The sequence below is a fragment of the Ruminococcus sp. 1001136sp1 genome (assembly GCF_039841815.1).
GTDB lineage: Bacteria > Bacillota > Clostridia > Lachnospirales > Lachnospiraceae > Blautia_A > Blautia_A faecis.
Genome location: NZ_JBDPGY010000005.1, coordinates 137,272 through 164,163, shown reverse-complemented (window position 1 = coordinate 164,163; position 26,892 = coordinate 137,272). Strand labels below are relative to the sequence as shown.

At 40.9% G+C, this 26,892-nt stretch carries 21 protein-coding genes; 1 reads left to right on the top strand and 20 read right to left on the bottom strand.

The window, feature by feature from the left end:
- Nucleotides 1-20: 20 nt before the first annotated feature.
- The 12 genes from ABHC48_RS06275 to ABHC48_RS06220 all read right to left on the bottom strand — a co-directional run bounded on the left by ABHC48_RS06275 (nt 21) and on the right by ABHC48_RS06220 (nt 14,281).
- A complete protein-coding gene (locus ABHC48_RS06275; RefSeq protein WP_195699020.1) occupies nt 21-1,121 on the bottom strand; it encodes a glycosyltransferase family 1 protein in 1,101 nt (366 codons plus the stop codon).
- Nucleotides 1,121-1,867, bottom strand: a complete 747-nt coding sequence (locus tag ABHC48_RS06270; protein ID WP_195699021.1) for a WecB/TagA/CpsF family glycosyltransferase — start codon at nt 1,865-1,867, stop codon at nt 1,121-1,123. The genes ABHC48_RS06275 and ABHC48_RS06270 overlap by 1 nt, the downstream gene beginning before the upstream one ends.
- 24 nt (nt 1,868-1,891) lie before the next feature.
- Nucleotides 1,892-2,857: a type I phosphomannose isomerase catalytic subunit gene (locus ABHC48_RS06265; protein WP_195699022.1), complete on the bottom strand. Its 966-nt coding sequence runs from the start codon at nt 2,855-2,857 to the stop codon at nt 1,892-1,894.
- A gap of 21 nt (nt 2,858-2,878) precedes the next feature.
- Nucleotides 2,879-4,189: a sugar phosphate nucleotidyltransferase gene (locus ABHC48_RS06260; RefSeq protein WP_195699023.1), complete on the bottom strand. Its 1,311-nt coding sequence runs from the start codon at nt 4,187-4,189 to the stop codon at nt 2,879-2,881.
- Nucleotides 4,190-4,211: 22 nt separating this feature from the next.
- The gene (locus ABHC48_RS06255; protein ID WP_195699024.1) at nt 4,212-5,885 is read right to left on the bottom strand and encodes a phospho-sugar mutase; all 1,674 of its coding nucleotides are present in this window, start codon (nt 5,883-5,885) and stop codon (nt 4,212-4,214) included.
- Between the two features lie 65 nt (nt 5,886-5,950).
- A complete protein-coding gene (locus tag ABHC48_RS06250) occupies nt 5,951-7,402 on the bottom strand; it encodes a sugar transferase (protein ID WP_195699025.1) in 1,452 nt (483 codons plus the stop codon).
- A gap of 399 nt (nt 7,403-7,801) precedes the next feature.
- Nucleotides 7,802-9,502, bottom strand: a complete 1,701-nt coding sequence (locus ABHC48_RS06245; protein ID WP_243284461.1) for an AarF/UbiB family protein — start codon at nt 9,500-9,502, stop codon at nt 7,802-7,804.
- Nucleotides 9,503-9,658: 156 nt separating this feature from the next.
- Nucleotides 9,659-10,048: a hypothetical protein gene (locus ABHC48_RS06240; protein ID WP_148463236.1), complete on the bottom strand. Its 390-nt coding sequence runs from the start codon at nt 10,046-10,048 to the stop codon at nt 9,659-9,661.
- A gap of 77 nt (nt 10,049-10,125) precedes the next feature.
- Nucleotides 10,126-10,506 carry a diacylglycerol kinase family protein gene (locus ABHC48_RS06235; RefSeq protein ID WP_173772544.1) on the bottom strand — a complete coding sequence of 127 codons (381 nt, stop codon included), beginning with the start codon at nt 10,504-10,506 and terminating at the stop codon, nt 10,126-10,128.
- 88 nt (nt 10,507-10,594) lie between these two features.
- Nucleotides 10,595-12,196: an ASKHA domain-containing protein gene (locus ABHC48_RS06230; protein WP_195699026.1), complete on the bottom strand. Its 1,602-nt coding sequence runs from the start codon at nt 12,194-12,196 to the stop codon at nt 10,595-10,597.
- A gap of 146 nt (nt 12,197-12,342) precedes the next feature.
- Nucleotides 12,343-12,999, bottom strand: a complete 657-nt coding sequence (locus ABHC48_RS06225) for a hypothetical protein (RefSeq protein ID WP_195699027.1) — start codon at nt 12,997-12,999, stop codon at nt 12,343-12,345.
- The gene (locus ABHC48_RS06220) at nt 12,986-14,281 is read right to left on the bottom strand and encodes an AAA family ATPase (RefSeq protein WP_195699028.1); all 1,296 of its coding nucleotides are present in this window, start codon (nt 14,279-14,281) and stop codon (nt 12,986-12,988) included. Before ABHC48_RS06220 ends, ABHC48_RS06225 begins: the two co-directional genes overlap by 14 nt.
- Before the next feature lie 288 nt (nt 14,282-14,569).
- Between ABHC48_RS06220 and ABHC48_RS06215 the strand changes: the two genes are divergently transcribed.
- Nucleotides 14,570-15,535 carry a hypothetical protein gene (locus tag ABHC48_RS06215; RefSeq protein WP_195699029.1) on the top strand — a complete coding sequence of 322 codons (966 nt, stop codon included), beginning with the start codon at nt 14,570-14,572 and terminating at the stop codon, nt 15,533-15,535.
- Between the two features lie 73 nt (nt 15,536-15,608).
- On the opposite strand, the gene ABHC48_RS06210 is transcribed toward ABHC48_RS06215, so the two are convergent.
- From ABHC48_RS06210 to ABHC48_RS06175, 8 genes are all read right to left on the bottom strand, one after another.
- Complete coding sequence (locus ABHC48_RS06210) at nt 15,609-17,489, bottom strand: DNA cytosine methyltransferase (protein ID WP_195699030.1); 1,881 nt, start codon at nt 17,487-17,489, stop codon at nt 15,609-15,611.
- A gap of 82 nt (nt 17,490-17,571) precedes the next feature.
- Nucleotides 17,572-18,192 (bottom strand): HNH endonuclease, encoded by a 621-nt coding sequence (locus tag ABHC48_RS06205; RefSeq protein ID WP_195699031.1) that lies wholly within the window; start codon nt 18,190-18,192, stop codon nt 17,572-17,574.
- A 111-nt stretch (nt 18,193-18,303) separates the two neighbouring features.
- Nucleotides 18,304-19,635, bottom strand: coding sequence for an AAA family ATPase (locus tag ABHC48_RS06200; RefSeq protein ID WP_195699032.1), 1,332 nt, complete (start codon nt 19,633-19,635; stop codon nt 18,304-18,306).
- 51 nt (nt 19,636-19,686) lie between these two features.
- Nucleotides 19,687-22,089 carry a leucine--tRNA ligase gene (leuS, locus tag ABHC48_RS06195; RefSeq protein ID WP_173717049.1) on the bottom strand — a complete coding sequence of 801 codons (2,403 nt, stop codon included), beginning with the start codon at nt 22,087-22,089 and terminating at the stop codon, nt 19,687-19,689.
- A 166-nt stretch (nt 22,090-22,255) separates the two neighbouring features.
- The gene (locus ABHC48_RS06190) at nt 22,256-23,440 is read right to left on the bottom strand and encodes a S41 family peptidase (protein ID WP_195699033.1); all 1,185 of its coding nucleotides are present in this window, start codon (nt 23,438-23,440) and stop codon (nt 22,256-22,258) included.
- Between the two features lie 222 nt (nt 23,441-23,662).
- Nucleotides 23,663-24,571, bottom strand: coding sequence for a permease-like cell division protein FtsX (ftsX, locus tag ABHC48_RS06185; protein WP_187565499.1), 909 nt, complete (start codon nt 24,569-24,571; stop codon nt 23,663-23,665).
- The gene (ftsE, locus tag ABHC48_RS06180) at nt 24,561-25,244 is read right to left on the bottom strand and encodes a cell division ATP-binding protein FtsE (RefSeq protein WP_118578359.1); all 684 of its coding nucleotides are present in this window, start codon (nt 25,242-25,244) and stop codon (nt 24,561-24,563) included. The genes ftsX and ftsE overlap by 11 nt, the downstream gene beginning before the upstream one ends.
- 446 nt (nt 25,245-25,690) lie before the next feature.
- On the bottom strand, nt 25,691-26,779 hold the full coding sequence (locus ABHC48_RS06175; RefSeq protein WP_118578361.1) for a helix-turn-helix domain-containing protein: 1,089 nt from the start codon (nt 26,777-26,779) through the stop codon (nt 25,691-25,693).
- Nucleotides 26,780-26,892: the final 113 nt, after the last annotated feature.

The following is a 26,892-nucleotide window of genomic DNA, read 5'->3' as shown; positions in this document are numbered from 1 at the left end:
CTTGCTCCTCATTTCTTAAATCATTGACACTCGCAGAGGAAATTAATCAGTTTTTTTGCCTCTCTATTCCAACTATATTTTTTTGCTTGCTGTTCTCCACATTTTACATAATCACTATTTTTTTCAACTACTTTAATTTCTTTTTTTAAAATTCTTTTCAAATCATTTAAATTCTGGTTTTTGAAATATACTGCAGCATCACCCAAAATTTCTGGCATTGATGCAGCATCAGAAGATATTACACGAGTACCGCATGCCATAGCTTCTAAAGGAGGAATTCCAAATCCTTCATATTGCGAAGGAAAAGCAAATAATTTCGCCATCTTGTACACAGACGGTAAATCTTCATCATCTACAAATCCTGTAAAAAACACATGCTTTAGAAATTTTTCTTGATATCCACTAAGAAAATCATTCATTTTCCATCCTTTTCGTCCTGCTAAGACTATATCCTCTACGACTCCTTCTTCTAATAACTCTGCACAAGCATCTAATAAAAGCCTAACATTCTTTCTTGGTTCTATTGTAGATAATGATAAAATGAAACTTGGGGGCAAGGAATATTTGTCAGCTATTTGCTTTTTCTTTATTTCATCAATGTTTTCAGCATTAAAATGCCTTGAAATTCCATTATATACTACTGCAATATTTTCAGGTTTGACAGATAAAATAGAACAAATTCTCTTCTTCGAAAATTCTGACACTGTAACAATTTTCTTATTGCATATGGAAGCTTTCCAATACATAAGTCTAAAATAGGCTATCATATATTTCTTATTACTTCTTGGACAATCCCAACAACTCAAATCATGAATAGTATTAAATACGTTCGTATTAAAAAAGAAAAAAGGAGCTGGAAATGCAGGAAAAAAATATCTATCTGCTTTGATTTTTAACATTTTCAAAGGAAGTATTATCTGATTGAATAATAATTTGTTACTACCCTTAATTACAATTTTTTCAGCATTTGCATCTTCAAATGCCTTATGCACAGTGTTTTTAAAGAGAAGTATCCAGTGATATTTTTCATTTTTTATAAGCTCTTTAGTAATTGAAAGAGCAAAGCGTTCTATGCCAGAAAAATTATCTGCTAATGAGGTGAGATCTACACAAATCCGCATTATTTTTCCCTCCAATACTTAATTGCTAAACCAAGTATCTTTCGATCATCCACTAAGTATCGTTTTGCCATACGTTTTGGATCTTGTGTGATTCTAAAAATCCACTCCAAACCATGATTAGACATCCAACGAGGGGCCCTTTTAATATTCCCTGCTTCAAAATCAAAACTAGCACCCAACCCAAAAGAAATTGGCACTCCAAGTTCTTTACAATAATGGTACATAAACTTTTCCTGCTTCGGGCAACCTAATCCTATAATCAATATATGCGGACTAGCCTCTTTTATCATGGATTTAATTTTATTCATTTCTTTTTGATTTTTTTCAAAACCAAATGGAGGTGAATATGTACCTACAATCTGCAATCCCTTAAATCTGGTTGCAAGATTTTCTGCTGCTTTTGCTGCCACACCTTCAGCTGCACCTAAAAAAAACATCCTATATCCTTTTTGAGCAGCCATATCACACAAAAGTGGAAACAAGTCCGATCCTGAAATTTTCTCTTTAATCGGTGTTCCGTACCATTTAGCAATCCACAGCAGTGGCTTACCATCCGTCAAAATCAATGACGCATTTTCATAAACCGCCTGTAATTCTTTATTTGTTTCAAGTTGTACAATGTGATCTACATTTGGTGTAACCACATAGGCACTTTCATTTTTTTGAATTAGCTGATCAATAGCCTGCAGCGTTTCCTGCATTGTCAAGTTATCAATCTCTGTATTCATAAACTTCATTCTTGACATTTATCCACCCTCACTACAAACCTGTTAGCATCGCACCTTAATCAGCTCTGCATCACCAACAACTAAACATCTACCCAGTCCAGCCGGCAGAAACAGCGTTTCTCCCTTGCTGAATCGCATCGGCTTCTGTTCTGCATCCATGGTCTGTACTTCACCATATCCACTCAAGCACATCAACACCTGAAAAGATGCATCCATAACAGAGAATGCGAAACCTTTCGTTACTTGTATTCTTTCTGTTTCAAAATATTTACAACGACAAAGCAACTCCCGCGAACATCCAGAATAGTACTTTACCATTCTTGGCTTTTGCTTCACACTTGGTGCGGCATTCATATTCATTACCTGAACTGCTTTATCAAAATGTAACTCTCTTTTTTTTCCGTTCTTATCTACACGATTATAATCATAAACGCGATATGTCACATTAGAGCTTTCCTGAATCTCAGCCACTAAAATTCCCTTACCAATTCCATGAACTGTACCAGCTGGAACAAAATATGTATCACCTTTATGAACAGGCACTTTTTGTAAATGTTTATCAAGCCTTCCCGTTTCAATAGCTTTTCGAAGAATTGCTTCTGTCACCTCATGTTGGAAGCCATAAATCAAGTAAGCTCCTTCATCAGCTTCAACGACATACCACATTTCAGTTTTACCATTATCATCCTCATGTTCTCTCGCAAATTTGTCATCAGGATGAACTTGCACAGATAAGTCTTTCTTGGCGTCAATAAATTTTACTAGTACAGGAAGTTTACCATTTTCTACTTTTGTTCCAAGATATTCCGGATGCCCTTTTAGTACCTCTGCCAATGTTTTTCCTTTATTCGTACCATTTGCCACATAGCTTGGACCATCCGGATGAACAGAACACTCCCAAGTTTCAGCCAACGGTGTTAAATCAATTTTCTTTCCATATTCGTCCCGTAGCCTAACACCACCCCACAAATAATCCTTGCCCGTCGGAATAAGCTTCATAATTTCCATTACTTTGTCTACCACCGTTTCTTATTCCATTGGAAATTTAATCTTATCTGAAGCACTAATTTCATCTCCCAACTGAACTTCAATCATATCCAGCGGGGTAATCGCTTCAACAGTGTGTTTACATCCTGCTGCAATTGTAATAACATCACCAGCACGAAGAATTTGTTCCATACCATCCACTATTGCTTTTCCATTACCCGAAACTACAGTCCAAACTTCTTCTCTATAATTGTGCATATGATATGCCATTTGCTCACCAGCTCTCATTGAAACCTTAACTGTCATTGATCCTGGCTGCACATCAATAACAGTATAAGTTCCCCAAGACTTTTCAATATACATTGCCTCTGTCTCTATTTTTTCAACATATGGCTTCATATAGCCGCTGCGCTCTTTATCAGCAATTAAAATTCCATCACCACTGGCTGCAATGATCATGTTCTTACATCCCATACAAAGAACAGGAATATTCATTTCATTTACAATATTGGTGTTTTCACAGGTTTCATCCAAAATTGCTTTACCCTTGGTTTTATCTGCCATAACTTCAGCCATCATATTCCAAGTTCCAACATCCTTCCAAGCACCACTGTAACGCAGAACCTGAATACTGGACTCTTTCTCAACCACAGCGTAATCGAAACTGATTTTTGTCATGGTGTCATATTTGCTAAATAAATCGCGATAATCTTCAAAATCAATCATACTGTGAATTTTACTCAATAAATACCCCAGTTTAAAAGCAAATATCCCTGCATTCCACAATGCTTTTTTTTCCAGATACTTCTTAGCAGTTTCCACATCTGGTTTCTCTTTGAATTCCTTGACTTTGCTAACATTCTTACCATTTTCTGGGATGATGTATCCATATTTTTCACTAGGATAAGTGGGTTCAATTCCCATTAACGTTAAATTAGCATTTCCTTGTTCTGCTAATTCTTGCAATTTTTTAACTGCTTCATAATATGTATTATCCACATATGGATCAACAGGGCAGACAACTACTGCTTCGTTCTCTGTAACGCCTAATTCATCATGAAGATAAGCCGCAGCCAATGCAATAGCAGGAAAAGTATCACGTCGACAAGGTTCTACGCAAATGGATGCTTTTTCACCTAATTGGTTCTTAATAGCACTAGCCTGTGACTTGCTTGTTGCAATTGTAATCTTAGCATCAGCATCTACCGTGGTAATCTGGCGATACACACGTTGTACCATAGACTCATATTCTTCATTATGTTTAAATAGTTTAATAAATTGTTTGCTACGCACATCATTGGAAAGAGGCCAAAGACGCTTGCCTGAACCACCAGAAAGTAAAATAATATTCATTTATGTTTTTCTCCTCTACTCTTTACTTCAAGTACTCTTCAGCACTCTTACGAATCTCCGCTTCCATCTTTTCGGCGTTTTCTTTATTCTCTGCACTGACAGAGATATATGTCTTGAGCTTCGGCTCAGTACCGGAAGGACGTACTACAATAGAGCAGTTATCTTCCAGTAAGAACTTCAGCACATCGGACTTCGGCAGACCCTCCAGCCCCGATGCATAATCCAGTAACTTAACGACCTTCTTGCCGCCAAATGCCTTGATATCTCCACGGAAAGCCTGCATGATGTTCTGCATCTTAGCAAAACCAGCACTGCCATCGAACTCGTAGCTATGCAGGGTGTTCAAACAGTAGCCATAGATCTTATATAGCTCGTCCAATTTGTCCAACAGACTGATGCCCTGCGTTGCATAATAACTGAACATCTCACAAATCATGTATGCACCATCCACACCATCCTTATCACGGACGTAGGAACCGGTCAGATAGCCATAGCTTTCCTCAAAGCCGAACACATAACTGTCGGCATTCCCCTGCTGTTCCAGTTTGCCAATCTGCTCACCGATAAACTTGAAGCCAGTCAGCACATTGATGGTCCGTAGGGCGTAGTGGGAAGCGATTTGCTCGCCCATATCCATCGTAACAATAGTCTTGATCATAACAGGGTCAGCAGGCATCTTACCATGCTTCACACGCTGGCTGCAAATGTAGTCCAGCAACAGCATACCAGTCTGGTTACCAGTCAGAAGTTCATACTCTCCAGCCTTGTTCTTAACAGCAATACCCACGCGGTCACAATCTGGGTCAGTTGCCAATAGCAGGTCAGCGTTGCACTTTTTGGCGTACTCCATGCCGAGAACCATGGCTTCCTTGATTTCAGGGTTCGGGTAGGGGCAAGTTGGGAAATTGCCATCCGGCTGCTCCTGTTCTTTAACCACTGTAATATTGGTATATCCCATTTCTTTCAATGTACGAGTAACAGGCTTCAAACCGGTACCATTCAGTGGACTGTATACAATAGCGACATTCTTATTAATTTCTTCTCCAAACAAAACAGATTGATTTTTCACCTCATTAACAAATGCGGTGTAAACTTCGTCTGAAATATATTGAATATTGCCATCTTTTACACCAGCTTCAAAATCACCAATTCTAACATCTGCGAAAATATTCAATTTCTCAATTTCACTTAAAATATCAGCAGCAGCCTCACTGGTAATCTGACAACCATCAGCTCCATATACCTTATAGCCATTATATTTACTCGGATTATGAGAAGCAGTAATCATTACACCAGCAGAAGTATGAAGATAACGAGTTGCGTATGACACTGTCGGCACAGGCATTAAAGTAGACCAAATATTTACTTTGATTCCATTAACTACAAATACTCCAGCTGCTACTTTTGCAAATATGTCACTCTTAATTCGGCTATCATAACCAATGACTACTGATGGCTCTGCAAAATTCTTTTTCAGATAATCAGCCAGACCTTGAGAAGCCTTCGATACAGTGTAAATGTTCATACGATTAGTTCCTGCACCAATTACCCCGCGCAAACCACCAGTACCAAAGGCGAGATCACGATAAAATGCATCCTCAATTTTCGCATCATTCATTGCTTTCAATTCTTCAACAATGTCTGCATCAGATGTAGCATTTTCTAACCACCGATCATATTCTTTTCTAATATCCATTACACTTACTCCTATGTCAGTTATTAACCTAATGAAAATTATGTAATCTCATTTCGTATTACAAATCACATCGATCCATCTTTCCTAACAACCACCATCACCGTCTTAAAAAGTATCTTAATATCCAGTCCAATATTCCAATTCTCAATATACTCTTTATCCAGTCTCACAACTTCCTCAAAGTCCGTAATATCACTCCTACCACTAACCTGCCACATCCCCGTTATCCCAGGTTTAATTGCAAGCCTTACCTTGTGATGCGGTTCATACAAATTCGTCTCCGAAATCAACGGCGGTCTCGTCCCCACAATGGACATATCCCCCTTAAGCACATTAAAAAACTGCGGAAACTCATCCAGACTCGTCCTTCTAATAAAATCTCCCACTCCCGTCTTATGTGTTCCATCCGGCAGCACCTTATTTCCAATTACTCTGGGGTCAAAGTCCATCTTGAACATTTTGCCATCGCCCAGTTTGTTCTCTTTCATAAGCTCGGCTTTCCGCGCTTCCGCATCCATGTACATGCTGCGGAATTTGTACATTTTGAATTTCTTTCCGTTCTTTCCCACACGTTCCTGGGAGAAGAAAATCGGGCCCGGGGATGCCAGGTAGATGGCGGGGCCAACGAAGATGGTAATGATTCCTGTGAAAATACAGCCAACCAGTCCGCCGCAGATGTCCATCAGGCGCTTCAGGAAAAGCTGTCCGAAGGATGCATAGTTCAGACTGGTGGTCAGAACTGTGTAGCTTCCAACCTTTTCCACAAACTGTCTTTTGCCAGTCTGGTTGGTGATTTTTGCAAGGTTCAGATGAACGGTTACGCCGGTTTCGGTGAGCTTGTCGATAAGCCCATCCGGGTATGGCAGATTTTCGGAGATGACGATCAGCACCTCGTCGATCCACTCCTGGCAGACGTACATAGGCACGTCACTTTCGCATGCAACTACAGGGACGCCACAGATTTTCTCACCGGTACAGTCCTCATCGATCACAACCACTCCGGCAAGGGAATATCTGGCATAATTGTTTTCCTGCATGCTGTGCACTACGTTCTTCGCTACCGCTTTGGAGGTGATGATCAGCAGTTTCTTGTCGCCGCCGTTTTCCATTTTTTTATGTAAGGAATTTTTCCAGATTTCTCTTATGGCATAGGTGAGGATCAGGTAGATCACAATTGTGGTGATCAGGATCATTCTGGAAAAGCTCTGGCCTTCCTGGATTATGAACAGATAAGCGATTGCAAGAGCACCTACTGCCACAGCATTTTTCAAGGTGGTGACAAATTCCTTATAGTGACCTCTTTTCAGAACGCTTTTCATGGTACCGGAGGTGAAGATCACCACCAGGTCGGCAAATCCAAGGAATATTGCCATATTTCGATACAAAATATCTCCATACACATTGAATCCGTACCCACGGAATGCATATGCCAAAATAAATGCCAGCTGCAGACAGATCATATCCAGAACAATAAAATCCCCATGCTTTAACCAGCCCTCTGAGTCCTTCCGATACATATTTTCCTTTTCCCTCCCAAGTACCTTTCTTCCGTTCAGCTTAGGTAAATACAGCTGACAGAATCCTTCCATTCTCTAAAATGCAATTGCAAAATCTATTTTTAGTCTTATATTTATAACTTATCTAAATTTATATTTTCCCGCCAACGCTTCCCGGTTATGCTTTTTCTCAGGCATCTTTGGGTCACATCTCTCTTTGGATCTGTAACCACCGTTCATGCGTCAGCGGTATTATTTATTTCTTTTTTTCCAATTTCGACAAATTTCACCATTCCAGTCTTCTTAATAAAATATCACCCTGCCATATTAGTGTCAACCCCCCCAGGTTTCTTTCTGGCTTTTCCGGCAAAGTTTGGTAATTTTATCCACTTAACCCGATTTTCCCACTGGTTTTTTCCACTACTTTTTCATAAAATGTTTGATAAACAAATACATGAGAATGACCAGCGCCCCAAAGTACCCCAGCACTCCAAAAGCCGGAATTCCCATTATCTTCGGTGTCATATCTGTGGTACAGATAATACTGGAGCTGATCAGAAGTGCCATTACCCAAAGACCAAGCACAATGTTCCGGATCAGGCGGCGCATCAGCCACGCCAGGTCATCGGAGGCGTGTAGATCCAGGTTGATCTTGGTCTGGCCTTTCATACAGCCCTGCAGGAAATCTGCTGCCAGCGCAGGGATATCCACAGCGCGGAGCATGGAGCGATACAGCTTTTTCCCGGTGCCCTTCATCTGCTTCTTCCAGTTCCCTTCATCCAGAAGGTTCCCCTTCAGACGGGCTGCTGCAATCTGTACCATATTGATCTCCGGGCTGATATCTGCCAGTACCCCTTCCATATGCGTCAGTCCTCTTGCAAGCATGGTAAGCCCATGGGGCATGACGATCTTGTTCTCCTTCATTACGTCCATCAGATCTGTGAGGATCTCTACGATATCGATTTCGCCAAAATCTGCGGTGCCGTATTTCGCCATAAGGTCTCTGATGTCTGTGTAAAGGCGGCTCTGATTGGGTTTCCCCTTGAATTCTCCAAGTGCCAGCACTGCATCCTGGATTTTTCCAATGTCATTCAGTGCCACTCCTTCGATAGCCTGACCGATCAGCTCGCGGTCACGTTCATTCAGCCGTCCCATCATTCCTATGTCGATCCACACAATCTTGCCGCCCTGGATCATCACATTTCCCGGATGAGGGTCTGCGTGGAAAAAGCCGTCATCCATAACCTGCTTGATAAAATTGTCCACAAATTTGCTGCCAATCTCATCAAGGTCGTAGCCGCCTGCAAGAAGCTCTTCCTTATGGTCGATGGGAATACCATCAATGTATTCCATAACAAGGACGCTGGCTGTGGTATATTCCCTGTAAAGAATAGGTGTTTTCACAAATGCCACCTTTTTATTTTTCCTGGAAAATTCTTCCATGTTGGCGGCTTCCGTCAGGAAATTCATCTCTTCCTGGGTGACGCGCCACAGCTCTTCCAGCACAAGATTCAGATCTACTGCTTCCTTGATACTTACAGGGGGAAGGAGCTTCACCGCCTTTTTCATCAGGCCGATATCCCGGGCCATGATTTCGTAGATACCCTTTCGCTGAACCTTTATCACAACTTCCTCGCCGGTTTTCAGGACGGCGCGGTGTACCTGGGCGATAGAGGCTGAGCCAAGGGGCTTCTCCTGGATTTCCTGAAATTCTTCCTGCCAGGGACAGCCGAAGGCTTCCCGGAGGACTTCTTCTACTTCTGCAAATGGCATGGGGTCTACATCAGAGCAAAGCTTCATCAGCTCATCACAGTAGCGCTTGGGCAAAATGTCGGAGCGCATGGACATGATCTGTCCCAGCTTGATGAAGGTGGGACCAAGATCTGTGAGAATGAGGCGGAGCTTCTCCGGGGAGACGCCTCGTGTGATGGCATGCTTGTGGAGGACAGCTGTGATTTCTTTTAGCCTTTCTTTATACGTGCCGGTGTCTTTGCCATTTGACTTCTTACCAGCTGTGTTGCTTTTCTCATTTTTATCCTGTTGGTTTTCCACTTCCAGATTCTTTCTTTGTGCCTGGTCTGCTTCTGACTTCATCGTACTGTCATTCTTTGTCACACCCATGTCTGTTCCCCTTACTGAAAAGGCAGGATTCGGGTACTCTTTCTCCTCATCCTGCCTTCATAAATTTCTTTATTTCGTTCTGCAATGCCGTTCAGGATTTCCTGCTGCACTTCTTAAACAAGGCAATACTATTTCTTTTTCGGAAAATGTTATTGCTTATTCCTGAGGGTCGTCCTCGTATTCTTCTTTGGCTTCCTCCACTTCTTCTGCCTCTTCCTCTTCTTCGGCAGTCTCCTCTGCGTCTACGTCTTTCGCCTGCATCTTGCTGATCTGCTCTTTCAGGGCGGCCAGCTGATCCGGAGTCATTTTGCCAAGGACTTCCTTCAGCTCGTCCGGGTTGGATGGCTTCAGAGTTACGTTTACGTTCTTCTTCACGCTCTCTTTGATATTGTGCTTCAGTTCCTGATTGAGGACCTTGCCCTGTTCTACAGTGAGCTCACCTTTCTTTACCAGTTCATCCAGAACTTCTTTGGATTTCTCTGCGGTCACTGCTGCAGTGCCGATTCCTGCAAGTAATATTTTTTTGATGCCTTCTCCAAGTTCCATAGTGTGTGCTCCTTTCTTATTTACAGCTGTATCTGCCAACTCCCTGTGGGATTTTCGTTTTCAGCAGACCGGACTTCTCATAAAAGTCCAAGAAATGCCAGTCCTTTGGGTACGAAAATGATCAGTCCGGCGATGGCGGCCATGATGGCGGCGATCAGGACGGCTCCGGCGGCAGTGTCCTTGGCGATCTTCGCCAGGGGCTTGTACTCGCTGGTCACCAGATCCACCACGGATTCTACGGCGGTGTTCACCAGCTCCAGTGCCATCACCAGTCCGAAAAGGCCAAGACAGATGCACCATTCCACTGGGGAAAGCTTCAGGATGATGCCTGCGATCACTACCAGGACTGCCATGATACAGTGGATCTTCATGTTCCGTTCCTTGCGGATACAGGTGAAAATTCCTTCAAATGCGTATCCGAAACTTTTCGTAATTGGTGGTTTCTTGGGTGCTGTCATTTCGTACACTTCCTGTCTGTTGGTTTGGGGATAGTATAGCATATTTTGTGCTAAATTACTATAAATTTAGATATTTTTTACAATCATCTCATAATTTTATATCTTTTTGTCGTTCCTTCAGCTTCTCCATAACCGTAGGATACCGCTTATAATCTGTATGGGGCAAAGCCTGGGCTGCTACCATTAATTCCAGGAAATCCTCCACTTCGGCAAACTGAATATAAACCATTTCTTCCAGGATCTGGTCGATGTCAGTGAGGAGACTTCGGTTTAAAAGAAGCTTCTGAGCTCCTTCCAGTGAGGAGTTTCCAGCGTTGATAATGTGGTCGCGATCCATATCGGGATACATGCCGATAGTGATGGCGGATTCTTTGGATACGTGTTTACCAAAGGCTCCGGCTACATAGAAGCGGTCGGCCTGGTTTAAGTCAAGACCGGATTCACGGAGCATGATTTCTACCATGGTGTGGGCGGCGGATTTGGTGCGGATAAATTCGTCGATGTCCTTCTGGTAGAAGTACAGACCGGGGGCATATTCCACACAGAGCTGGTTGTCTCTCTCCTGGATAAGAGGGCTTTTTTCCGGGGAAAGCTTGCCGCGGATGTCGATCCAGCCTTCCAGGAAAAGCTCTGCGATCAGGTCTATGATGCCGGAACCGCAGATTCCCTGAGGTTCTTCACCTGATGAATTATCCTCATGATTACCTAAATTTTTCTCGTGGCTTCCTGAATCTTCCTCATGCCTTCCTGAGTCTTCCTCATGGCTTCCAATCACATGCACATAAATATTTCCATCTCTTATCTTCACTTCATCCACAGCGCCAACGTCTGCCCACATTCCGGTGCGCACCACACCTCCCTCCAGTGCCGGGCCTGCTGCTCCTGCACCGCAGAGAAGGAATTCCTTATTTCCGATTACCAGCTCGCCGTTGGTTCCGATATCGAAGAAAACACTGATCTCGTTTTTCTTGTATAATTCAGTGTCAATCATGCCGCTGATAATATCGCCACCAAGATAGTTTGACTTGGCAGGGTAACAATAAACGTAGCCCTTCAGCGGAATGTCCAGATCGCGCGCCAATTGAAAGCCGGGGCAGTCGGCATGAACTGCGTGTGGGGTGTAGAAGACGCAGAAGGCATCCATTCCAAGAAGGAAGTGAATCATGGTGGTGTTGCCCGCGATTACCATGGAGAGCGCGGAGTGGCTTGCATCCAGCTTATCCATGCATTCACAAATGGATTCCACCGTAGCCCGCCGCACTTCTTCCAGCTTTTCCTTATTATCTTTACAGCAAAAAATCCTGGACAGAATATCTGTCCCCCACTGGATCTGCTTATTGAAGCAGCTGACTTCCTTCAAAATCTCTCCACTGTTGCAGTCCAGAAGTCTCGCCACCACAGTGGTACTTCCCAGATCCACCGCCAGCCCATAATGCTGCGCGGTGGTATCTCCTTCCTCTATCTCCACCATTTCCCAGTTTTCCCCATTCCAGGCAAGGGAAACCGTTATTTTCCACTTTGCGTTGTCCAGCAAGGGGTATAACTTTCTCAAAATGTGGACAGGCATATGGACTCGCTCTTCCACACCTGCTGCCGCCAGGCTATCCAGGATCCGCTGCTGATCTGAGCGGGGATCGTCTTCGGTTGGGAGGGGGAGTTCGAGATATATTTTTCGGCTGAGACCGTTCATCGTTTTTCAGCTCCTTTACATAAATCTTCAAACGTTATAAGTACTACTTCCAGTCATTAAAAACCGATTGATTCCTTATTTGAACCAATCGGTTATGTATTCAACCTATACAACTTAATAACCTTGCTTTTTATTTTACTGCTTTGCTAATACTTAAAACGTTTGACAAAATTTCTTTCCAGTAATTGAGGTGTATAAGCATATGCTTCTTTGAAAATATATTTTTCCAATTTTTTCATATATTCTGGTTGATATTTCACTCCAGCAAGCTGACATTTCTCCATTTTATCAGCTTCTAACTTATTTTTATCTTCGCTTACTACCAAAATATAAACCACATTTTTCCTTGCAAACTCTATCGGATTGTCATAATTAAATGTATCGTACTTCAGTTGTTTTTGTTCCCACAATTCATATAAAATATCTACAAGCCAAAACCAGTTCTGATAAGCCTTCTTCGTTACACTCTCTTTTGCTCTCGTTATTTTTTGATTTTTAAATTCTATAAAATACCAAATATTATCCGAACTTATTACAAATGCATCTGCTGAAGCTAATGATTCCTCTTCTTTTTTAGAATCTGGAAACCGCACAAGACGATATACATTATGCGCAATTTCATCCATATCTATAATATCCATATCTTGTCTGGTATTCTCGTAAACCAGTTGTCTGACATCCCTATTTTGGGATTCAGTTTTATCCTCCGACACACTCGAAAGCTTTGTTTCTATACCGACATGTCGATTGTGATTATCTTCAAATGTATATAGCAATTTTTTTATTTGCTCATAATTTGTCATTTTCCGTATCTAATTCCTCTCTTAATCGGCTTAATAATAGAGCTGGATCAACCATTTGTTTATATATTTTGCTGATATTTTCTGTTACATTTTCAAAAACGACTCCCTCTTCTTGCAAACTTGTTAAGTAGTAATTACATCTTTCTGCAATTTCATACTTTCGGGAATATAACTCTAATGCTTCCAAAAAATGAGCACTATGTGTTGTCACAACAATATGGAAATTAAACTTTTTCTGTAACAATACGATTATTTCCGCATATAAAAGCTGCCATTCTGGATGTAAATGTATTTCAGGTTCATCTAATACAATAACGTCTTTGTCCTGTAAATTTCCATTTAACAAAATTTGCTTTAGAACTAAAAATGCCTTTAAACCGGTTGACAATGACGCAACATCAATTTCTTTAGAGGATTCTCCAGCCAATTGATACATATATTTTTGTTTTTTGGTAATTTTTCCATTAGCTACAGAATCAATAATTTGCATAATATCTTCAAGTTTGTTATTCGCCAATAAACCTAAAAACGTTTTTTCTTCTACTTCCCTCTCCTCTTTTTGCATTAATTTTTGTAATATATTTCTTTTCTGAATTGGTAATTCAGAGATTCCAAATGATAAATTATTATTCAGCTCATCTATTACAAATGGATCGTCAATATAGAGAGATGTATTAAAAATATCCAGGTGTTGTCTCTTTGCTTCTATACACTCATTATTCTTAAAAGCTAAATAAATTTCCTTTTCCTTTATAGACAATGTAATTTCTGCCAGCTCATCAAAATAATATAATGAATTTATTTGTTCATGAAATGTTTCTCCAAAATAACTTGTATATATGGCTTTGCAAAATGTTTCGTTCGATATGTTTAGATTTTCTTCCAATTTTTCTAAAATTTTTTCTGTAAACTTAGTTTCTTCCTCCTGTGGCAATAGCAAAACATTTTTATACTCTTTACACAACTCTTCTCTCTCATCTTCTTTACATTCTAAAAGATCCTTTGCAAATCCGCGATAAGTACGTGGTAAATATCTTCTTACCGATCTGTTAACTCTAGCCATACTACCTTCAATTTCATTTCGTAGCATAGATGCCAATGAATCAATTCTTGCCTTATTCATCTTCTCATCTATATTATATGATGAATTAAAAACAGAATCTAAAATTTTACCGACCGTGCTTTTTCCCGTATTATTATTTCCCGCAATAATGGTAATTCCATCAATTTCAATATCTGCCTTTGAAATCTTTGCAAAGTTTCTAATCCTTAATTTCATCATCCTACCTCATTTTTAACAACATCAAATTCACCAAGAAATATTTGATCATAAAAAGAAGGAATAACTCCCTCTCTTTTTCTCCGTTTCATACAATAGCTATAATAATATTTTATTCATTATATCCTATTTTAGAACAAAAATCTATTATATTCCACAATAAAGTTAGAGTCACGGAATGAACAGTAATAACACCGAAAGCGGTCTTTCCTATAAAGCCACAAAGTTTTTGACAATCCTACCTTTTTTTGCTACATTTTTAATAGATCAATTTCATTTAAGGAGGGACAAATGGAGCGAAAATCATTTAAGCGACCACTTACACTTTTAGCTTTTTCCATGCTGCTTACTATGCTCCTTGGAATATCTTTTCCAGTGAAAACACAGGCGGCATCTCCGGGAACATGGGTGCGGGTCTGCCACAATGGGTACGGCGATCCGGTGGAAATTGGCGGATATTCCTATTACTATAACCATGAGCAGGGAAGCCCTCTTTTCCAGGTGTGCCGTCAGGATTGCCAGACAGGGGCGACCCAGGTGATCCTCGATTTTAAGCCACAATATATAAGCGTTGCCACATTCATCTATACCAATGGCAAATACCTGGTCTACCAGGATGACATAGGCTATGTCTACTGCAAAAATGCCGATGGCACCGGTAAAGCGCGCAAAATCCTGGATCTCCACATATATAAGACCAAGAACAGTTTTACCACCATGATTCCCTATAGAAACAAAATCTTCTATAGCACCTGCAGCGGATACACCACCCATTACAAAATTTACAGTGTAAACATCAACGGCAAGGCCAATAAGAAGACGATCTCCAAATCCTACAATCTGGAATTCCCATCAACCCAGGTTCAGGACCGTTACTTCTACGTGTCTAATAAAAGGAATCAGGCTGCTGTCTTAGATGCCAAAACTGGCAAGATCCGAAAATTAAACAGCAGCGGAACTGCTTCCACAGTTACCCGCATAGGAAATTACTGGTATTACGCCGTATCCACCAGCCCCTATGCTTCTGGCACGAAGATAACTTTCTATAAGAAAAAAGCCTCCGGTTCCGGCTCTGCCAAGAAACTTGCCGCCGTTTCCAGAAAAGGCTATACCTTAGACAGTATTCAGGAAATCACTCCCACCGGCGCCTATTACACCAATAAGACCTACTATTTTCTCAATTTCAAAACCAAAAGCTTCAAAAAAACCACCCGTACCTTCTGGTACTACGTGAGCAAAAACGCTACATACTTGTAACTATTATAAAACTTCCCATACCAAATGAATTTTTATTGTTGGTGTGGGAAGTCTTAAACAATTATTTTATCTCTTATTTTTCTAATTGAATTAATAAATCGTCTAGCATTACCTCAAAAAATTCTGCTGTTGGTTGTTCTTCTTTTTCTTTAATATTGATTAACTCAATTAAATCTTGGTCAGATAAGCACATAATTAATTTTCCATTTTCACGTAAACATCCTCTTGCTGCTGAAAGAGCATTCTTACTAGCTCCTTTTCTTGATATAATTATTGCAACACGTCTTAAAGCCTTTTCATATAAATACTTTTCTGTTGTGTATATTTCCTTTTGACTTATTTCTTTTTCATAGTTTTTGAATTCAAACACTATATATTTTGTATTAAAATAATTTTTAATTGTATCAAAAAAATCTTGATTTACACCATTTTTTATTTTACAACATAAGTCAAAACGATATAAGCCATTATTTGAAGACTCCTGAACTTTCCATAATCCCAGATATTCACCAAGCACATTTTTTAATATTTCTACACAAATGTCCTCATATTCTTTAGAACGCTCTCCCTTTCCAGGTTTGATAGCTAACAACTTGGACTTCCATGTACCTTCATTTTTTTTATTTCTCTGTTCTTGAAATAAAGAATGACAAGGCTTTTCTAATTTCAAATCATCCACACTATACGTTAGTAAAGAAATGAACTCATTCTTAATGTCCGGATATTCTTCAAACAACCAAAGTATATTACTTAAGGTCCAAATATGTATTTTATATTTTTCGAAATATTTTTCTACTATTTCTTTTGAAACAATATTCCCAACAACTAATATCATATCTTCCTTAGCTTTTAAAGACACCAAGTATGCGCAAACTCGCTCTATATTTTTTTCAATAGCATAATTACTATTATAAATTTTTAATTCAAAACAAATATCTTTTCCCTGCACATTGCATTCAAAATCCACACTCTTTCCTATTTTTACACTTTGACACTTTTTAAAAAGATATTTTCTAAATATATCAGCAAACACATCCTCCCTTACCACATAAGACGTTCGTAACAAATTTTCTTCTGTATTTCCTAGTTTTTTCGCTATCTGAGTTACAATTTCCACATTCGGGCTATACACCAATTGTCTATACATCCATGCTTTATTACTTATATCAAGATTAAAACTATCTGGAATTGCCTTCAATCTTGCAAATTCCCGATGGGTTATTTTTCTAATGACTCCATTGTTACATATCAATGGGATTTTTCGTAAATTTGTATCTGCTAAATTAGCCTCTACATATTGATTTTTTTCCCAGCACAAAAATGTATTTTTTCTAATTTTCTTGTCAATCTGCTCATAATTGACTTTATAATAATACCCATCCACCTCATCACTTTCTAATATTTCATTTATCGAACATATACTTTGTTCTTCAAAATCAGGAAATTTTAACTCACATTCTGATGAATCTCTAGTACCTATAAGATAAACACAATCTTCCTTAATAGGTAATCCAGTAGAACCCTCGGTATTTATAATTCTATAACTATAATTATAACCTTCATCCTTTAAATAGTCTAATAATGCTTTAAAAGGTTTTAATCTAGCATAACCACACTGAACAAGAAAGAAAACCTTTTTAGGCTGTTTAAATTCGATAACTGCCTTTACCGCATTTCTAAAATGATGTGTTTTCCCCATACCTGCACTCGTAAAAGAAAGTCCTCTACGAAAATCGCATGCTAAGATATCCATATCAGGTATTTCTTCAAAATTATTATAATCAAGCTCCCCTATTTTATATGTTTTATCCTTTGCATTGTTTTCATAAAGCTCTCTAGCTCTTTCATCATGTTCATAAGCAGCCACAACTTTACAACTGGCATTTTCAAATCCCATTGCCATTGCACCAATTCCTGCCCCCAATATTACAACCCTGTTTTCCCTAATTTCCATAAATTCATCCTTCTGTACAATACTATAAATTTGAAAAACCGATTGATTTTTCACGACCAATCGGCTATGTACCATTGTGCAACTAAACTAACTTCAATGCAATTTCTTTTATTTTCGCTTCGATATTCTTCATATTATCTGACCACTGATTTTCTTTTATAAAATAGTCTTTTATTTGAAGATAACTTCTGTCATTCAAAAGATTCGTCGCCTTAACCGCAGCATATGACTTATCAAATAAACAATTCTCCATTATCTTTTGCAAACGGTTTCTATATTTGTTCTTGTATCCTTCTTCTTTTAAATCCTCTTCTATTTCTTCCAAATGCACTTTCAATGCTTCCCACTCAGTCATCCTTGGAACCATTACTCGTTCTATATCGTTAAGCCCTATTACCTCTATTGTATTTTTGCCAATGCCTTGTGTATCGATTCCTTTTAATCTATAACGATTTACACTTGTCACCCCTAAATATTCTTTTGGTTCGTCTACACATGGATTTACAATTCTTTCTTCACGCTTATTTTTCTTTCTATTACATCTCAAACAAGCAGGAAAAAGATTCTCCCATTCTACAACTTCATCTGGATTCTCCGATTTCGGAAGAAAATGGTCTATTGTAACATCTTTAGATTCTATTCCTAATTTACATTCACAATAGGAACATTTTCCATGACTCATCTCTAGCATAGCCTTTTTCAAAGGCTCCTTTATTTTAGATGAATTCCATACATCCCTATCTTTATCTTCAGCATATATTTTTTTAATTCTTCACAGACATCATTCTTAAGCTCTTCTGGTTTTTCACCTCTACTAAGCTTTATCATATGCTTCAATCATCTCCATATCCAATTCTAAAACTTTACTTTCATTGCTATCTGGTTTTACCATTTCCTTCAATTTTTTATAAAATGCTTTTGCATCATCATAATTTTCGTGGTCCATTGCCAATGAAAATTTTTCCAAATAATCATTAAAAATAGCTGTTTTAGGCTCTACTCCCATTTTATATTCCTGAATAGCTTCTATACTCCATCCCTTATAATTTCCTTTTTCTTCTGCAAATGTCATTGTTTTTATATCAAAAACTTCTGCTGCATCTAATGACTGGATTATAAATGGCGAATGTGTTGAAATAATAAACTGGCAATTTGGAAATGTTCTTTTCAAATCGGCTACTATTTCTTTTTGCCATTTCGGATGTAAATGTAAATCTAGCTCGTCAATTAAAATCACAGCTTCTTCTTCCAAAGGGTTTAAAGAATTCGGATTTGCAATAGATAATCTTTTTGCGATATCCGCAATAACAGATAATACAGCTTTATATCCGCCACTTAATTGATCAATTTGTAAATCTATTCCCTCTGCGTTCGTCATTACCATTCTTGATGGTGCTAGTTCAATTCGCAGATTAGAATACCCTTTTATCATCCGTTCTAATGCTGTTCGGACACAATTAAGTTTCGGATTTTTGTAATTTGAACTTTCACGCAATCCTCGAAGTTCAATGTCCTCTTCTGTCTTAAACCAGTCATAAAAGTCTCTAAAATAATTCACATTGTCAAAACAATTTCTTAATGCATCTATTACATTAAAATTTTTAATATGACCGCGCTGTGGTACTTCTCTTATAATTCTATCAGTTCCATAATAAAGCACCAGAGGTAATGCTTTCGTTTCAACACACTGTGCATATTTTATCTTTAATTCCTTAAGGTCTTTAACATTTTCCAGCTTTTTTTCGCTGATGTTTTCAAATGGTTTCTGCGATGAAAATCTACGCTTATTAGTCCAGATATACCGTTCGTTATCCAGGCTTATTCCTAATGTAACCCCTGTACTATTTGCTCCGTTTCTAATATCGTTATTCGTTAAATCACATTTTTTCATTGCCTCTGCATTGATCGATCTTAATACAGGTACAAATGCCTTAGTAATGCTCTCCAATATAGTAGTCTTTCCGCTCCCATTGTCTCCGATTAAAGCAACAAAGTTTTTATTTTCGAATATAATATCTTGCTTTTGAATATTTCTAAAATTCGTCAATTCCAGGAAATCAATTTTCATTGCATCACCTTCTCTATATAATATAAATTGATTATATCTTACAAACTCCTTCTCCGCAAGGTTTACTATAGGTTTCAAAAAAACTCCCCACCGATCATTCAGTGGGGAGTTTCTCAATTCCAGTAATCTTTATTTCGCAACAAAGTTTACGATCTTATTCGGTACATAAATCTCTTTTACAAGAGTCTTGCCTTCCAGGAAGGAAGCTACTCTCTCGTCCTTCTTTGCCAGCTCAAGAGCTTCCTCTTTCGCACAGCCATTAGGAATTACGATGGTTCCGCGAACCTTACCGTTAACCTGGACACCGATTTCTATGGAGTCCTCTACAGTCTTACTCTCTTCATATTCCGGCCACTGGGAAAGGGAAAGTAAACCTTCTCCACCGATGGTCTCCCAGATTTCCTCGCAAAGATGAGGTGCAAACGGGCAAAGGAGCTTGATGAAGATCACAAGGTCATCCTTGCTGATCTTGCCAACTGCATAAATCTCATTGATGAGAGTCATCAGGCAGGCAATTGCAGTGTTGAACTTCATAGCCTCAATATCGGAGGATACCTTCTTGATTGCCTTATGGATCTTAACCTCCATATCCTTGGCTGCCGGCTCCTCTGTCATGATATCGGTCAGTCCTGCAACTCTCTCAAGGAAACGCTTGCAGCCTCTTACGGAGCTGTCGTTCCACGGAGCAGCTGCGCCGTAGTCACCCATGAAGAGAACGTAGGTACGAAGTGCATCAGCACCATACTCATTTACAATATCAAGCGGATCAACAACGTTGCCCTTGGATTTACTCATCTTGTCGCCGTCTGAGCCAAGGATCATACCCTGTGCAGAACGTTTCGCATATGGCTCCGGAGTATTGACAATTCCCATGTCATACAGGAAATGATGCCAGAATCTGGAGTAGATCATATGTCTGGTTACATGCTCCATACCGCCGTTGTACCAGTCAACCGGCATCCAGTATTCCATCTTCTTGCGGTCTGCAAGAGCTTCTGTATTATGTGGATCCACATAACGAAGGAAATACCAGGAAGATCCAGCCCACTGTGGCATGGTATCCGTCTCTCTCTTGGCATCGCCGCCGCATTTCGGGCATTTGCAGTTTACAAAAGAATCAATCTTTGCAAGCGGAGACTGTCCGTCCTCACCTGGCTGGAAATCCTTGATCTTCGGCAGACGAAGCGGAAGCTCCTCATATGGAACCGCTACATCACCGCATTTCGGACAATGAACGATCGGGATCGGCTCGCCCCAGTATCTCTGACGGTTAAATGCCCAGTCTTTCATCTTATACTGAACGCCAGCTTTACCAATGCCCTTCTTCTCAAGCTCTTCCAGCATGCGCTTGATGGAATCCTTCTTATTTGTATAGCCGTTCAGGAAATCAGAGTTGATCATCTCGCCGTCACCTGTGTAGGCTTCTTTCTCAATGTCGCCGCCCTTGATAACCTGGATAATGTCAATACCAAATTTCTTGGCGAAATCATAGTCTCTCTGGTCATGTGCCGGTACTGCCATGATCGCGCCGGTACCATATCCCATCATTACATAGTCTGCAATGTAGATCGGGATCTTCTTGCCATTTACAGGATTTACGCCCTCAAGTCCTTGGATGCATACACCTGTTTTCTCTTTTACAAGCTGGGTTCTCTCGAACTCAGTCTTCTTCGCACACTCTTCACGGTAAGCCTTGATCTCATCCATGTTGGTAATGCGGTCAGCATATTTGTCGATCAGCGGATGCTCCGGTGCGATAACCATGAAGGTTACACCAAACAGGGTATCTGGTCTGGTGGTGTAAATCTGCAGTGTCTCATCAATTCCGTCAACTGCAAAGTTTACGAAAGCACCTGTGGATTTACCGATCCAGTTTACCTGCTGCTGCTTGATGTTCGCCGGATAGTCCACATCCTCCAGTCCCTCAAGAAGCTTGTCTGCATACTGGGTGATTCTTAAATACCAGACATCCTTGGACTTCTGGATAACGTCGCTGTGGCAGATATCGCATTTGCCGCCCTGACTGTCCTCATTGGAAAGAACAACCTTACAGGACGGGCAATAGTTAACTAATGTCTTATCACGGAAAACAAGTCCGTTCTCAAACATCTTCAGGAAAATCCACTGGGTCCATTTATAGAAATCTTCCTGTGTGGTATCGATCACACGGCTCCAGTCAAAGGAGAATCCAACACTCTTCAGCTGATTAGTGAATTTCGCAATGTTCTGGTCTGTGATCTCACGAGGATGTGTATTCGTCTTAATCGCATAATTCTCAGTAGGAAGTCCGAATGCATCGAATCCGATTGGGAACAGTACATTGTATCCCTGCATTCTTCTCTTTCTGGAAAGTACCTCGATACTGGAATATGCCTTAATATGTCCAACATGCATTCCCGCACCACTTGGGTATGGGAACTCTACAAGGCCGTAGAATTTCGGTTTATCACTTCCGTCAACAGCTTTAAATGCTTGCTGCTCTTCCCACTTTTTCTGCCATTTCGGCTCGATTTTCTTAAAATTGTGTTTCATTGATGGTTCCTCCACATTTATTGTGCCTGTCATAACTGTTCAATGCATTCACAGCTATTGCCTGTCAACAAAATAACTGTCGGCTGATCCGCCTGTTTATCGCGCAGATCAGGCGCGTTATTTTGCAAAAATCCTTTTACCATTCTAATCCAACATAGTGGTTTTGTCAACGAGAAACCGCCTCTATTGCGGCCTGAAGCTGATTATCCTCGTCATGGGTATAATCTGTCCGGTTCAAAAGGCTGGCATCCAGTTTTACCTCCACATCCGGTGTGATTCCCACCTTGTGGATATCATTGCCCTTGGGGGTAAAATATTTCGCCGTAGTCAGCTTCACCGCACTTCCATCAGAGAGCTGACGGATGCTCTGAACGATTCCCTTTCCATAAGTGGTGGTTCCCACAATCGTTCCAATCTTATAATCCTTCACTGCCCCGGCGAAAATCTCCGATGCACTGGCGCTGTTCTCATTTACCAGCACTGCTAGCGGAATGTCGATCGGGGTGTCGCCGTCACACTTCATCTCCTGTTTTTCCCCATATTTGTCCTCTGTATACACGATCAGTCCTTCGGGCAGAATCTGGCGCAGCACATCGCACACAGAAGAAAGCACCCCACCTGGATTGTCACGAAGATCCACGATCAGCTTCTCCATGCCTTTTGCCTGAAGATCTTTGTAAGCATCCTCAAACTGCTGGGGTGTTACCATGGTAAACTCTGTAATTCGCAAATATCCTATAGAATCCTCCAGCATTTCATAAGAAACAGTGGGCAGCTCCACATCGCTCAAAGTCACTGTAATTTCTTCCGGTTCATCTGCCTCCTGGTGATAGACGGTCAGGATAGAAGTACCGTCCTCCTTTTCCCGGATCATCTTTGAGACCTCAGCTGGCGTCATTTCCGTTACATCCGTTCCGTTCACAGCCGTGATCACATCATTCGCCTTCAGTCCGGCCTCATCCGCCGGACTGCCCTCATAACAGTCCACTACCAGAATTCCGCCCTCCGTATTCTGGGTAATGCTCACGCCGATTCCAGAGTAAGAGCCCTCCGTATCTCTCATCTCCTCCTCGTATTCTTCCTCCGTATAATATCTGGAATACGGATCCCCCAGCCCATACAGAAGCCCGGTATAAATCCCCTCCTTCAGCGAATCCTCATCCACATCTTCCAGATAATTCTGATCTATAATATCTTCCAGATACTTAATCTTCTGGGTAACCGCCACATCCGACAGTACATTACTTCCCGCACGTCCCGCTTTCTGAAGACCCACATATCCCCCGCCCAGCACCAGGGATGCGCAAAGCACACCAGTTACAGCCCCCTTCATAAATTGTTTATCTGCCATATATTATCACTCCTCACCATACAAGTTTCATCCAGTTGCCAGCTAGCTCACCGGAGCGTTGCACCGACTTGCGTGGAATATCATTTGCCCCAATGCGTCCGCCTTGAAACACCTTACTTGTTTTTATACAAAAGGACTGCCAGATCTCTCCAGCAGCCCCCATATCCTCTTCTCATATTCTGGCGGAATGCGAACAACCGCCCTTATTGTAAAACAGAACTCTCACACCTTCAAGTGTTTTCTTGTAGTAATAAAGCTTCCCACAAGACCAATTCCAATTCCCAGTGCCAGCGCCACCGGAACCAGTGTCTGGTAGATCTGTCCAACCGGGATGAAATCTACAACACCCAGAAGTACGCTGAACTTGGTATATACATAGGTTACCACATTATTGTAACAGAAATACAAAATGATCAGTGGAATTCCCGCACCGATCAGTCCCAGGATCATACCCTCCAGAAGGAACGGTGCACGTACAAAACTATCGGTAGCACCAATATATTTCATAATTCCGATCTCGTCCTTACGAACTGTAATACCAACGGAAATGGTATTACTGATCAGGAAAACAGCGATCAGCAGCAGGATCACGATCACAGCCACAGATACATAGGAAACAATACGGTTAATGGAACCAAGAGTCTTGGCAGCCTGCTCAGACTGATTAACCTCTCGTACATTATCCAGTGTCTTGATGTAGGCAACCAGCTCAGACTGTTTCTCAATGTTGTTCATGTACACACGGTAGTTAGATGAGTTTGCCAGCGGGTTATCATCCTTGAAACCGTCTGCTGCCTCAGAGTCATCACCGAAGTATTCCTGCTTCATCTTCTCCCAGGCTTCATCACCGGACTCAAATTCAATCTTGGAAACCTCCGGGCGCTGCCTGATCAGTTCTCCAACTGCATCCATCTGCTCCTGCGTGGTTCCTTCATTAAAAAGCACTGTGATCGGCACATCTTCCTCAACCTTATGCGCCAGCGTATTCACATTATTTACAATGGAAAAGAAAATTCCGAAAAGAAAAATACATGCTGCCATCGTAATAATAGAAGCAATGGAAAACATGAAATTTCTCTTGATGTTCTTGATACCCTGCTTCAGAGTATACCAGATGGTACTAGGCCTCATAATATTCTCCCTCTTTCTCGTCGCTGATGATCACTCCATTATGCATGGTCAGTACACGCTTCTTCATGGAATTGACAATCTCTTTATTGTGGGTTACTACCAGAACGGTGGTTCCACGCTGATTGATCTCCTCAAGGAGCTTCATGATCTCCTCGGATGTCTTCGGGTCAAGATTACCAGTAGGCTCGTCTGCAAGAAGGATGTCCGGACGGTTTACAATCGCCCTGGCAAGAGCAACTCTCTGCTGCTCTCCACCAGACAGCTCGTCAGGGTATGCCTTGTATTTCCCTGCAAGTCCAACTTCCTGAAGTACCTCCGGAACTCTCTTGCGGATAACTCTGGTAGGACGGTTCACAACACGCTGGGCAAAAGCTACATTCTCATACACATCCCTGTCCTTCAGAAGACGGAAGTCCTGGAATACAACACCAAGCTTACGGCGGTATTTGGCCACACGGCGGTGCTTCATCCCCTCAAGCTTCTCTCCGCTTACGATAATCGTACCGGATGTGGAATCCAGTTCCTTCAAAAGCAGCTTGATCAGCGTGGATTTACCAGAACCGCTGTTTCCTACTATAAATACGAATTCACCTTTATCTACATGGAGATTGGCGTGATTCACTGCCGGCAGTCCCGGTCCATAGGACTTGCTTACATCTATCAGATCAATCATGATATCCTCCTACATTTTTCATATAAAAATTCAATTCAGCAGTTTGCTTAATTTTTATGTAACATTATTGTAATATATGTCTGATGAAAATGCAACCTTATTTTTCCCGAAAGCATAAGCATTACCGGTTACTGGTTACTGTGAACTTCGTTCACAAAAAACGCCTCGCGGAATGTTACCAGTGAACAGTAACCATTACCGTTCTATCGTTATCATATCTTCTTCCATACACAGTAACATGCCATCTTTCCAGCTTCATTTTCAGGCAGTACTTTATTATAACAGAGAAAACTAAGAACGCAATAGATTTCACAAAGGAAACACAAAGCAGATCCAGAAATATTTCCAAATACCACGTTCAGAGTTCTCATACTGATAAATCACAAGAGATAAAATATGCCTGCCACAAACAAATGCAGCAGGCACAGAAATTACAGATATGAAAATTAATACTCCAGAGTCTCCATATACTTCATGTATCTTACAACCATCAGCGCAATCTTGAATGTGATCGCATCCTCGAATACACGAAGGTCAAGACCGGTGCTCTTCTGAAGCTTGTCCAGACGATAAACCAGAGTATTACGGTGAATGTAAAGCTGTCTGGAGGTCTCGGATACATTCAGGCTGTTCTCGAAAAACTTGTCGATGGTGACCAGAGTCTCCTCGTCGAAATCATCCGGGGACTTGCCGCCAAAGATCTCCTTAATAAACATCTTGCACAGCGGGATCGGAAGCTGATAGATCAGACGACCAATTCCAAGAGAGCTGTAAGCAATAACATCCTTCTCAGGTGAGAAAATCTTGCCTACATCAAGAGCCATTCTGGCTTCCTTGTAGGAACGGGAAACTTCCTTCAGCTCGCTTACGATAGTTCCATATGCAATATGTGTATTATTCTCTTTCTCAAGGCCTAAGGTATCAAGGATGGTCTGGGCAAGCTTGTCCATCTCCTCGTATCCTTCATTCTCCTCAAGCTCCTTGACAATGATAATACTCTTCTCATCAACAGCTGTGATAAAGTCCTTGCTCTTGCCGCCGAACAGACTCTTCACGCTCTCCATGGAGCTGTGCTCTCTCTCCTGCTCAAGCTCCAGGATCATAACCACCCGTCGAACATCCGCATCAATATGAAGCTTCTTCGCACGATTATAAATATCTACCAGAAGCAGGTTATCAAGAAGCAGGTTCTTAATGAAGCTGTCCTTGTCAAAACGCTCCTTATATGCAACGATCAGGCTCTGGATCTGGAAAGCGGCAAGCTTTCCTACCATATAAGTATCTTCATCTTCTCCGTGGGCGACCAGAATGTATTCCAGCTGGTAATCATCACAGACCTTGAAATACTGATAACCTTTCACAAGCTGGCTGGCAGCCTGGGATTCCACAAATGCCTGAATATCCTGTGGCTGAATCTCAAATTCACTGTAGGTGGACGCCAGTGTCTTGCCATCTGTGTCAATAATGCAAAACTCCGTCCTGGATATCTCCCTGAGCCCCTCAAGTGTATTCTGCAGTACCTGATTTGATATCATTACCCTTCCGTCCCTTCTTGTAAATTATAGGGCTACTGGTCTCACAGCTGTCAATGTATTCCAGGATAGTGAAAACATCGTCAAAGAGAGCAGTAACATTATATGTTCGCCGG